General features: G+C 64.8%; 10 protein-coding genes and 1 pseudogene. 5 read left to right on the top strand and 6 right to left on the bottom strand.

Annotation, left to right across the window (positions count from 1 at the left end):
• Both V7D81_RS09265 and V7D81_RS09260 read right to left on the bottom strand, forming a co-directional pair.
• Positions 1 to 943 (bottom strand): DnaJ C-terminal domain-containing protein (locus V7D81_RS09265; protein ID WP_324315964.1); only part of this gene is annotated, 943 nt, incomplete at its 3' end.
• Between the two features lie 111 nt (positions 944 to 1,054).
• Positions 1,055 to 2,653, bottom strand: a complete 1,599-nt coding sequence (locus V7D81_RS09260) for a M12 family metallo-peptidase (protein WP_324315962.1) — start codon at positions 2,651 to 2,653, stop codon at positions 1,055 to 1,057.
• A 554-nt stretch (positions 2,654 to 3,207) separates the two neighbouring features.
• Here V7D81_RS09260 and V7D81_RS09255 point away from each other — a divergent pair.
• Together V7D81_RS09255 and V7D81_RS09250 are read left to right on the top strand one after the other, a co-directional pair.
• Positions 3,208 to 3,546, top strand: a complete 339-nt coding sequence (locus V7D81_RS09255; protein ID WP_324315961.1) for a P-II family nitrogen regulator — start codon at positions 3,208 to 3,210, stop codon at positions 3,544 to 3,546.
• Positions 3,547 to 3,710: 164 nt separating this feature from the next.
• Positions 3,711 to 4,682: a quinone oxidoreductase family protein gene (locus V7D81_RS09250; RefSeq protein ID WP_324315959.1), complete on the top strand. Its 972-nt coding sequence runs from the start codon at positions 3,711 to 3,713 to the stop codon at positions 4,680 to 4,682.
• Positions 4,683 to 4,688: 6 nt separating this feature from the next.
• On the opposite strand, the gene V7D81_RS09245 is transcribed toward V7D81_RS09250, so the two are convergent.
• Positions 4,689 to 5,297, bottom strand: coding sequence for a glutathione S-transferase family protein (locus V7D81_RS09245; RefSeq protein ID WP_324315957.1), 609 nt, complete (start codon positions 5,295 to 5,297; stop codon positions 4,689 to 4,691).
• A gap of 199 nt (positions 5,298 to 5,496) precedes the next feature.
• On the bottom strand, positions 5,497 to 6,003 hold the full coding sequence (gene ilvN / locus V7D81_RS09240; RefSeq protein ID WP_324315955.1) for an acetolactate synthase small subunit: 507 nt from the start codon (positions 6,001 to 6,003) through the stop codon (positions 5,497 to 5,499).
• A gap of 319 nt (positions 6,004 to 6,322) precedes the next feature.
• Here ilvN and ilvB point away from each other — a divergent pair, with 319 nt between their 5' ends.
• The 3 genes from ilvB to V7D81_RS09225 are packed head-to-tail and all read left to right on the top strand — an operon-like array spanning position 6,323 to position 9,008.
• On the top strand, positions 6,323 to 8,113 hold the full coding sequence (ilvB, locus tag V7D81_RS09235) for a biosynthetic-type acetolactate synthase large subunit (protein WP_349257641.1): 1,791 nt from the start codon (positions 6,323 to 6,325) through the stop codon (positions 8,111 to 8,113).
• A gap of 12 nt (positions 8,114 to 8,125) precedes the next feature.
• Entirely contained in the window at positions 8,126 to 8,545 is a 420-nt protein-coding gene (locus tag V7D81_RS09230; RefSeq protein ID WP_324315951.1) for a VOC family protein, read from the top strand.
• Between the two features lie 34 nt (positions 8,546 to 8,579).
• Positions 8,580 to 9,008: a PaaI family thioesterase gene (locus V7D81_RS09225; RefSeq protein ID WP_324315949.1), complete on the top strand. Its 429-nt coding sequence runs from the start codon at positions 8,580 to 8,582 to the stop codon at positions 9,006 to 9,008.
• Here V7D81_RS09225 and V7D81_RS09220 read toward each other — a convergent pair.
• A complete protein-coding gene (locus V7D81_RS09220) occupies positions 9,005 to 10,267 on the bottom strand; it encodes a TetR/AcrR family transcriptional regulator (RefSeq protein ID WP_324315948.1) in 1,263 nt (420 codons plus the stop codon). The two genes, V7D81_RS09225 and V7D81_RS09220, sit on opposite strands and share 4 nt — an antisense overlap.
• A 171-nt stretch (positions 10,268 to 10,438) precedes the next feature.
• A pseudogene (locus V7D81_RS23225) lies at positions 10,439 to 10,575 on the bottom strand (acetyl-CoA C-acyltransferase); the annotation flags it as partial.

Raw genomic sequence — 10,575 nt, 5'->3', positions numbered from 1 at the left:
CCAACTCCGCGCGCGGATCGAACGGCAATTCGGTCTGCATCCGTTCGTAGAGTTCCTTCGCCTTCTCCGTATCCGCCGGCGGCAGCACGATCTTGAGGATCACGTACTGATCGCCGGGCGTCGGTCCGGGCAGGCCGCGTCCGCGCAGTCGCAGCTTCTGGCCGGCCTTGGCGTTCGGCGGAATGCGCAGATCGACCGTACCGGCCAACGTGGGTGTCGGCACCGTGGCGCCGAGTGCCGCTTCCCACGGCGCGATCGGCAACGTCAGCGTGATGTCGCGTCCTTCGGCCTGGAACAGTCGATGTGGCTTGAAGCCGATCTCCAGGTACAGATCGCCCGCGCGACCGCCGCCGGCGCCAGGACTGCCCTGACCGCCGAGACGGATCTTCTGTCCTTCGATCACGCCGGCAGGAATCGTGACCTTGAGCGTGCGCGGTTTGACCGTGACGCGACCCTGCTCGTCGAGCTGCGGCGCCTTGAGTTCGATGGTGTGCGCGCCGCCGCGGAAGGCGTCTTCGAGATCGATGGCGATCTTCGCTGCGTGATCTTCGCCGGCGGATTCGAAACCGCCGCCGAAGCCGCCGCGCTGGCCGCGAAACGGGCTGTGTGCGCCGAAGAGCGAGGAGAAGAAATCGCTGAAGCCGGAATCCTCGCGACCGCCGAAGTTCGTCGTGAATTCGAAGTCGCGACCCCAGTCGGGCGGCGGCGTGAAGTTCTGACCCTGTCGCCAGTTCGAGCCGAGCTGATCGTAGGCGGCGCGCTTTTCCGGATCCTTGAGGACTTCGTAGGCTTCCTGCACTTCCTTGAACTTCGTTTCGGCGTTCGCTTCCTTGCTCACGTCCGGATGGAATTTGCGCGCGAGCCGCCGGTAGGCCTTCTTGATGTCCTCCGGTTTCGCGTCGCGCTCGACGCCCATGATCTTGTAATAGTCCTTGTAATCCATAGCCTCGCCTGTGAAAGCGCTGGATACCTCGAAACGACAGCGGGGAATGTAGCGCCAGAACTGATGGCGCGATGCAGGAATTTCAAGGCTGCGCGGGCGCGCGGACTTCTGCTAACGCGAGGCGTTCGACGCGCGGCGGCGTCGCAGTCCGGCGAGCGCGCCGAGGAAGGCCAGCCACAGCGCATCGATCGAGCCGCCGCCGTTCCGCGGCCCCTGGCTGGGCGTGCTCACGGCGTCGGGCGCCTTCGGATCGATGACGAGCGTGCCGTCGCCCAGGTTGTTGGCGGTCTGCGTTTCGTCGGGTGCGAAGACCCGCGCCGAAATCGAATTGCTGCCGAGCACGTCACTGGCCATCTTCAGATTCACCACGCGGCTGCCGCCGGCGGGAATGTCGCCTACCGAGCATTGCACGCGACCGACGGGACTCGCGGTGCAGGTGCCGCCGACGACGAATGCCTCCCGGATCGATACCACCGGAGGCACTTCCAGCGTGGCGCTGCTGCCGTAGGCGATCGAACCGCCCTTGTTGGTGATGGTCAATGCCCAGTCGAACGACTCGCCGACGACGTGATTGCTCGTGCCGAGGTCGGCCGGTATTTCCAGATCGGGGGCGATCAGGGGCAGCAGGCAGTTTGCGGATGCGATGCGCGGTCGCATCTGCGCAAGGCTGCAGTCGGAGAACGATGAGACATTCGTGCCGACGGACGGCGACATGAGGTACTGACCCGTCGCCGTGTTCGTGCATGCGCCGCTTCCGTCATGGGGGGCGCCGAACACATGCCCGATCTCGTGCGCGGTGACGAGGGCGTCGAGCGTGGTGAAGGTGCTGGTCTGCGTGAGACCGGTGCTGTATTGCGCGTCGCAGAGGCGACCGTTGAAAGCGATGCCCACGGTGGAGCCGTCCAGATCGCGTCCGGTGAACAGGTGCGTCAGTCCACGGGCGCGCAGGACGGGCGTGCTCCGGCGCAGTCGTCCCAGGTCCTCGATGAGATTGCTGGCATTCACGGTGGTCGAGAGCCGGCCGGCGACGTCGTCGTCGCCGATGTTCATCGTCGGCACCTGGATCTCGACCTGCAGCTGCGAGCTGTAGATGCCGTCGACGATGTTGATGCGGTTCAGGATCTCGTCGCGCGCCTGCTGATCGCTGGCGTAGCGATTGCGGAAGAGGGCATCGGCGATCGCGGAAATCTCCAGCCGCAGCGTGGCGCCCGCGGCCTGCATGATCACCGGCGTGCTCTTCAATTCATGCAGCATCTGCGTGTACGCCGCCTTGCCCGACATGCCCGCGGCGGGGTCATCGCTGCAGAAGGTGGTGCCGGCGGGCACTTCGGTGTCCGACAGCCGGAAGATGACCGTGTCGTCCGTGTCTGCCGCCGGGTCGACGGCGGCGGCGGAATCCACCAGGTACAGCTCGCGTCCGTCCCAGAATGCCCCGCGGATGGTCTGGCCTTTCGCGCTCAGCCGCGCCCAGGAGCCGGGTACGTTTTCGACCGTGCCCTGATACAGCGACAGAGATGGGCCTTCGGCGGATACCGCGGGTGTCAGGCGTTCGTTGGGTTCCAGCAGCAGGCTGAAGCGGCGTCCGAAGGCGTCGAACCTGAAGGTGCGAAGACTGCCGGCCGACGGTTTGGCCGATCCGTTCACGACAACGGGCAGCGGGTGAAACGGTTCATGGGCAAGGATGCGCAGGGGGCCGGCGTCTGCCGCCATCGCACCCGCAGGCAGCGCAAGCGCGGCGCACACAGCGATGCCCGGCCACCCGCCGGCGATACCTCCCCTGCCTATCCGCATCCCACGCCCTTCGGAAAATGAATCGAGTTTGTGTTTTCCCACACCGGAGCCGGATCAACAAGGAGATCCGTCGCAAAGCCAAGCGTCGCCAGAGTAGGTAAATTGACTCGGGAAATCAGACTGTTGCTCAACGGAGACGGACACGCAGGGCCACATCCCTCGGGCATGCCTTGAGCCGATCCCCACAAATTCGCGTCCTTCGCCGCCACTGCGCGAGCGGCGGCAGACGTCGCACCAGTACCGAGCGAAGGGCTTTTTCTCCGCTCGAACTTGGTGCGTCACGGATGCGATTTTGTTCGCCGGCGCCCGGCGTGCCGGGTAGAAACTTCGCTGCAACGCACGGCATGGAACGTGCATTGCAAAGCCACGCTGCGGCAAGTCAGTTATTCTGGCCACGACAAACCGGCTGCCAGCAGCGGCCGACCAAAAACCCAATTTGAGTCCCGCACTTCGAGACAGGAGCCACGGGGAAAATGAAACTTATCAGCGCCATCATCAAACCCTTCAAACTCGACGACGTGCGTGCCGCACTTTCGGAGATCGGCGTCTCGGGCATGACCGTCACCGAAGTCAAAGGCTTCGGCCGCCAGCGCGGACACACCGAGCTGTATCGCGGTGCCGAATACGTCGTCGATTTCGTCCCGAAGACCCGTATCGAAGTTGCCGTGAAGGATGCACTGGTCGATCAGGTCACCGAAGCCATCATCAATGCCGCGAAGACCGGCAAGGTGGGCGACGGCAAGATCTTCATCACCGATCTGGAGCGCGTACTGCGCATCCGCACCGGCGAAGCGGACGATCAGGCCCTCTGATCTGCTGCCTTGATTGCAGGGCGGCGGCCACTGCGCCGCCCTGCGCTGTCGTCCTGAGCCGTCGCCGATCCTGCGCGACGGCACCGACTTGAGCAAAGTCCCGGCTGGACGTCCCGGACGCGGCGTCCCTAGACTCGTGCGGCACCCTGCAGGCGAGTCTCCCGATGACACATGCGATCCGTTTTCACGCCCATGGCGACCCCGACGTCCTGCGCTGGGAATCGGTGGACGTCGGTAGTCCCGGCGCCACCGAAGCGCTCGTCCGCCACACCGCCGTCGGCCTCAACTTCATCGACGTCTACGAACGCACCGGCCTGTACGCGTCGCAGTTGCCGGCCACGCCGGGACACGAAGCCGCCGGCGTGATCGAAGCCGTCGGCGCACGCGTGAAAGGTTTCGCGCCCGGCGATCGCGTGGCCTATGCCGCCGGCGGTGGGGGTGCGTATTCACAGTTGCGGGTGATGCCGGTGGAGCGGCTGGTCAAACTGCCGGCCGGTATCGACGACGTCCAGGCCGCGGCGGTCATGCTGAAAGGCCTGACCGTGCAGGCGCTGCTGCGACAGGTGCATCGGGTTCGCAAGAGCGACACTCTCGTGATCCACGCGGCGGCGGGCGGCGTCGGCACGATCGCCGTGCAATGGGCCAGGCATCTCGGCGCGACGGTCATTGCCATCGTCGGCTCGGAGGCGAAGGCGAACGTCGTGCGTTCGCTCGGTGCCGATCATGTGTTGCTGTTGCAGGACGACTGGGTGGCGCGCGTCAGGTCGATCACACGCGGTCGCGGTGCCCACGTCGTCTATGACTCCGTCGGCAAGGACACGTTCTTCGGCTCGCTCGACTGTCTTCGTCCGCGCGGACTGATGGTGTCTTATGGAAATGCTTCCGGCCCGGTCCCGCCGGTCGCGCCGCTGGAACTCGGCAAGCGCGGATCGCTGTACCTCACACGACCGACGCTCTTCCACTTCATCTCGACCCGCAGCGCCTTGCAGCGTGCTGCGGATGAACTCTTCGATCTCGTCGGCCGGTCGGTCATCAGCGTGCGCGTAGGACAGACCTACCCGCTGCAGGATGCCGCGCGTGCGCATCGCGACCTGGAATCGCGGCAGACGACCGGCTCGACCGTGCTGCTGGTATGACGCAGTTCATCTTTCCGTGATCGGCGCCCAGGCCGGTTGACTCGTCACACGATCGCACCACGCGCGCACTCCCGGGTACGGCTGCAGATCGAAACCGCCTTCGTGCGCCACGTGGGTGTAGGCGTACAGACAGATGTCCGCCAGCGAGTAACGGTTGCCGACCAGGTAGTCGCGATCGCGCAGGGTGTCCTCGAGCACGTCCAGCGCCGCGTAGCCGCTCTTCTTTTTTTCGATGAGCTTTTCGCCGAGTTCCGCGCGCGTCTTGCGCAGGACGTGAGCCCAGAAGCGCACGGTGCCGATGTTCGGCTCGACGTGATACTGCTCGAAGCACATCCATTGCCACATGCGTGCGCGATCGAAGGGATCGTCCGGAATGAGATCCGTGCCTTCCGCGAGGAAGGACACGATGGCGTGGCTTTCCGGAAGAAAGCCCTTGCCCGGCACTTCGAGGACGGGAATGCGGCCGTTCGAATTCTTCGCCAGGAACTCGGGCGTGCGCGATTCGCCCCTGATGATGTCGACTTCGATCAGTTCGTATTCCAGGCGCAGGCGTTTGAGCACCAGCCGGGCCTTGTACCCGTTGCCGGAGGGCAGGTAGTCGTAGAGGCGATACATCGTCACTCCCTTTGGCAAGCCACGTGCGTGACTTCCCTATGCGCAGCCCGAGGCTGCGGTCGGTGCACCCGCCAGCGGAAGCATCCTGCCCGATGCCTCGCCGAATCGAATCATGGAGATCCCGGACGTGCCGGGGGCGGCTGTCATGCCGCGCGTTGCCGATCGTGACTTGTTGCGTGGAGCGCCGTTGCTCTTCGCATCACGCGCGGAGCGTCGTGGCTCCGCGAAGAATCGCCAGTGCGCCGCTACGCACTACTTCAAGGACTTCGCCGAAGCTCCCCACCTCGGCAACGAACCGGTTGATCTGCGACTCGCTATCAGTGAGTTCGACGGTAAAGCTTTCCGCTTCGTCCGACAAGACCCGCGCGCCGGCCTTCCCGACCGACTCGCGCAGACGCACGAGCAGGCTCGGCGGTACGCGCAACTTGATCAGCAGCAGTTCGCGCTCCACGTGCTGATCGCTGGTCATGTCATCGACATTGACGACGTCGATCAGCTTGAGCGACTGATTGACGATCTGCTGCACCACCGCTTCCGAGCCGCTCGTGACCAGCGTGAGGCGCGAAACGGTCGGATCGTCCGTCGGGGCGACGTTCAGCGATTCGATGTTGTAGCCGCGCGTGGCAAACAGGCTCGTGACGCGCGTCAGCGCGCCGACTTCGTTCTGCAGCAGGATGGAAATGATGTGGCGCTTGGTCGTCGTCATTCCTGGAATTCCTCGAACGGGCGGTCCCTGGGCCTGCAATGGCGGACGGCGAGCATACGGGAAGAAGCGGAAATTGCCAGAATCATGCAGCGGCCGGGCCTGCCGCGACGCGTAATTCCCCGCCGAAATGGACGCTGGGGGAAGGATGCTGCTAGGCTTCTTTGCAGTGCATTAGCGACGCCCAGGGCCCTGACAGGCCGCCTCCCATTCCTTGAAATCCATCGGGCCCGCATTGCGGACCCACCGACGGAAACCAACAGTCGTGAAATACGGTCAAGCCGCGCTCAACGCCAGCGCTCATCCGCTTGCCGGGCAGCAGATGTCCGGCGCCGACATCATCGTCCAGGTATTGGCCGACGAGGGCGTCGATATCGTCTTCGGCTACAGCGGCGGCGCGATCCTGCCCACCTACGACGCGATCTTCGTCTACAACCAGCAGCGGACCGGCGCCGGCCAGCAGCAGATGCCGCTGATCGTTCCTGCGAACGAGCAGGGCGCCGGCTTCATGGCGGCGGGCTACGCGCGTGCGAGCGGCAAAGTCGGCGTGTGCATGGTGACGTCCGGTCCCGGCGCGACCAACACCGTCACGCCGGTGCGCGATTGCATGGCCGATTCGATTCCCATCGTCGTGATCTGCGGCCAGGTGCCCACCGCCGCGATCGGCAGCGATGCCTTCCAGGAAGCGCCGGTCGCCAGCATCATGGGCTCGGTCGCGAAGCACGTGTTTCTCGTCACCGACGCGACCAAGCTCGAAGCCACGGTGCGTACCGCCTTCGAGATCGCGCGCACCGGCCGTCCCGGCCCGGTCGTCATCGATATCCCGAAAGACGTGCAGAACTGGCGCGGCGCATTCCAGGGTACCGGCCGCCTGCCGGTCGCCGGTTATCGGCATCGCATGAACCGGCTCGTACGCAACGTGCTGTCGGACGACCAGTGCGCCGAATTCTTCCGCCGGCTCGGCGCGGCGGAACGACCGCTGATCTACGCGGGCGGCGGCGTCATCAATTCCGAAGGCTCGGATGCGCTGCGCGAATTCGCGCTGGAATTCCAGATTCCCGTGGTGACGACGCTGATGGGACTCGGCGCGTTCGACACGATGCATCCGCTGTCGATGCGCATGCTCGGCATGCACGGCGCCGCCTTCGCCAACTATGCCGTCGACGATTGCGACTTCCTGTTCGCGCTCGGCGCGCGCTTCGACGATCGCGTCGCCGGCAATCCGCCCAAGTTCGCGCCGAAGTCCAGGTGCATCGCGCAGATCGACATCGACGCCTCCGAGATCAACAAGGTCAAGCCGGTGCAGTGGCACCACGTGGGGCTGCTTCAGGAAGCCCTGCGCGCACTGCGCAACTACGGCCGTCGCGTCAGCTTCCGTCGCGACTGGTCGGCCTGGCACAGGCACTGCGCCGACCTGCGCGCGAAGCATGCGATGAACTACGACCGCGCCAGCGAACTGGTGCAGCCGTACTACGTGATCGAAGAGATCAACAAGCTGACGAAAGGCCAGGCCATCATCAGCACCGGCGTCGGCCAGCATCAGATGTGGGCCGCGCAGTACTTCGATTTCGCACAGCCGCGCCTGTGGCTGACCTCGGGCAGCATGGGTACGATGGGTTTCGGCCTGCCGGCCGCGATCGGCGCGCAGTTCGCACGACCCGACCGCTTGGTCATCGACATCGACGGCGACGCCAGCGTCCGCATGAACGTCGGCGAACTGGAAACGGTGACGACCTACGATCTGCCCGTCAAAGTCATCGTGCTCAACAACTGCGGCGACGGCATGGTGAAGCAGTGGCAGAAGCTGTTCTTCAAGGGCCGGCTTTCGGCGAGCGACAAATCGCTGCACAAGAAGGACTTCATCAAGGCCGCGCAGGCCGACGGCTTCAAGTTTGCGGTGCGCCTCGATCGCAACGAGGACGTGCCGCGGGTCGTGCGCGAGTTCATCGAGTTCAAGGGTCCGGCGTTCCTCGAAGTCATGATCGACCCGGATGCCGGCGTCTACCCAATGGTCGGTCCCGGCCAGGCCTACGATGAAATGATCACCGGCGATCACATCGTCTCGCGTCACAAGACGGAAATCCGCACGCCGGATGCGTCGGAAATGTTCTGAGAGACGCGACCCATGCGCTACCTCCACACCATGGTCCGCGTGACCGATCTCGATGAATCGCTGAAGTTCTATTGCGATGCGCTCGGCCTGCGCGAGCTGCGGCGCTACGAGAACGAGAAGGGCCGGTTCACGCTGGTGTTTCTCGCGGCGCCCGGCAATGACGAGGCGCAGGTCGAACTGACCTGGAACTGGGATGCGGAGAATTACGGGATCGGCCGCGCCTTCGGCCATCTCGCCTACGAGGTGGACGACATCTACGCCACCTGCCGGCACCTGATGGATCGCGGCATCACCATCAACCGACCGCCGCGCGACGGTCGCATGGCGTTCATCCGCTCGCCCGACCGGATTTCCGTGGAGCTGCTGCAGAAAGGCGCTTCGTTACCCGTGTGCGAACCCTGGGTCTCGATGCCGAACTCCGGCGAGTGGTGAGAGCGACTCCGGCTCGCTGCTCGCTGCCTTCGTCATGTCCATTCCTGCTCCCTTCCAGCCCATCTTCCGCGTCAGTCCCGTGATCGAAATGATCGGGCCGGTGTACTCGCACGGTTCGGGGCGCGATCTGGTCATCGGCCTGCGGGCGCAGCCGAAGCACTGCAATCTGCGCGGCCACGTTCACGGCGGGGTGTTCGCGACGCTCGCGGACATCGCACTCGGCTACACGCTGGCGTTCTCGTCCGATCCGCCCGCCGGTTATGTCACCGTCAATCTCGCCATCGATTACGCGGGCACGGCGCATGTCGACGACTGGCTCGAAGTGCGCACGGACGTGCAGCGCCAGGGCAAGCGGCTCGCGTTCGCGAACGCGTACATCCACGTGGGAGAAGAGCGGATCGCACGCGCCAGCGGCGTGTTCATGGCCTCCGACTGGCCGGCGGCGGCGAGTCCGACACGTTAGGGCGTGAAGATCCCCATCAGCATCGGCTTCGCGTAGAGATCGGTCGCCGCCGACAGCGGCGCCTGCGGAACCCACCAGCTGATTTCCGCCGACGCATTGAGCGTCATGGTCAGCATCTGCGCCGCGATGAACGGATCGACGGCGCGGATGCAGCCGGTGGCGATGCCATCGGAAATGATCGAGGCGAAACGGTCGGACACGCGATTCGACTTGCGCACCATCTCATAGCGAATCGCCAGCGGCACGGCAGACAGCGCCGAGGTGCGCAGCAGCGGACCGCGATCTGAAAGCTGATAGGCCATCAAGGTCGCGGCGATGGTCGAGAGCTTCCACCAGTGATTCTCCGCGCGCCCCGTGACGGCACGCTGGATGCGACGGATGGCCTCGAAGCTGCGATCGAAGCACTCGACCACGAGATCGTCCTTCGCTTCGTTGTGGTGATAGAACGAGCCCTTGGTCACGTTCAGACGCGCCGAAATCTTTTCGACCGAGGCGCCGCGATAGCCGCGCTCGTTGATCAGGCGCGTTGCCGCGATCAGGAAGGTTTCGCGCGGCGTGGGTTGCGGTTCGGTCGGCGCCAGGATGTCCTGCAGCGACAGCGCCACCGGATTCCATTCGCGTCCCGTGCCGGCGAGGCCGCAGGCGAAGAGATCGAACATGCGGTCGCGGATCCGGTCGTAATCCTCCACGTCGTAGCGCGGCAGCCACGCGACGGTCCAGAAGATCTGTTCCGCAATCAGGTGCGCGCGCGAGCGGCGGTTGTTGTCGTCGAGCCAGGGAAATTCGTCGTCGCCGAACAGCTGGCAGACCTTGCCGAAGAAGCGCATGTACGCGTCGACCACGACCGTACGCTGCGGCCGCTGCAGCGAACGGATGTCGTTGAACATGGGCACCGGATGCCCGTCGCCGGCGGCGATGCGCCGATTCAGATCGAGCCACAGGTCCAGGAACCGCCGCAGCCGCGATCGCGCATCGGATTCCTGCAATGCCTGCGTGATCAGCGCATCGAACTGTGCGATGCCTTCGAGGAAGCACGCGACGGCGAGATCTTCCTTGCGCTTGAAGTAATAAGTGACGCTCGTGGTAATCAGCCCGACGCTCGCGGCCACGTTCGCGAGCGTCATGCCTTTGATGCCGTCGCGATTCAGGATCCCGCTGGCGGCTGCCACGATGGCGAGCTTCTTGCGCGCATAGCGCGCGGTCGCCGCCGTGGGTTTTACGGTGTCCTTCGCGGTGAGGCTGTCTTCGCTGGTTGCCATGATCTCGTGGGGAGCTTGCTGCCCGTCGCTGGGCCGATGCGCTCGTTGCCGCCATGTCATCCGTTGTTGGCGGCCAGTTTCCTCGCGCGGAGGCGGTTCTGGCAACAGGCGAAAACAAAAAGGGCGGAACCGACGTTCCGCCCTTCGGATGCCTCAGGCACCGTTTCGCGATCAGAAGATCTCGAACAGTCCCGCGCCGCCCATGCCGCCGCCGATGCACATGGTGACGATGCCGTACCTGGCGCCGCGACGCTTGCCTTCGATCAGCAGGTGTCCCGTCATGCGGGCGCCCGACATGCCGTAGGGAT

The sequence above is a fragment of the Povalibacter sp. genome (assembly GCF_036735925.1).
Classification (GTDB): Bacteria; Pseudomonadota; Gammaproteobacteria; order Steroidobacterales; family Steroidobacteraceae; genus Steroidobacter.
Note: the sequence above shows the minus strand (reverse complement) of the source record. Positions and strands in the feature narration are given on the sequence as shown.

Coding starts and splice junctions, on each gene's coding strand:
- V7D81_RS09225 (WP_324315949.1), top strand. CDS start 8,580: ATGTCCATTCCTGCTCCCTTCCAGCCCATCTTCCGCGTCAGTCCCGTG.
- V7D81_RS09230 (WP_324315951.1), top strand. CDS start 8,126: ATGCGCTACCTCCACACCATGGTCCGCGTGACCGATCTCGATGAATCG.
- ilvB (WP_349257641.1), top strand. CDS start 6,323: ATGTCCGGCGCCGACATCATCGTCCAGGTATTGGCCGACGAGGGCGTC.
- V7D81_RS09255 (WP_324315961.1), top strand. CDS start 3,208: ATGAAACTTATCAGCGCCATCATCAAACCCTTCAAACTCGACGACGTG.
- V7D81_RS09260 (WP_324315962.1), bottom strand. CDS start 2,653: ATGGCGGCAGACGCCGGCCCCCTGCGCATCCTTGCCCATGAACCGTTT.
- V7D81_RS09250 (WP_324315959.1), top strand. CDS start 3,711: ATGACACATGCGATCCGTTTTCACGCCCATGGCGACCCCGACGTCCTG.
- ilvN (WP_324315955.1), bottom strand. CDS start 6,003: ATGACGACGACCAAGCGCCACATCATTTCCATCCTGCTGCAGAACGAA.
- V7D81_RS09245 (WP_324315957.1), bottom strand. CDS start 5,297: ATGTATCGCCTCTACGACTACCTGCCCTCCGGCAACGGGTACAAGGCC.
- V7D81_RS09220 (WP_324315948.1), bottom strand. CDS start 10,267: ATGGCAACCAGCGAAGACAGCCTCACCGCGAAGGACACCGTAAAACCC.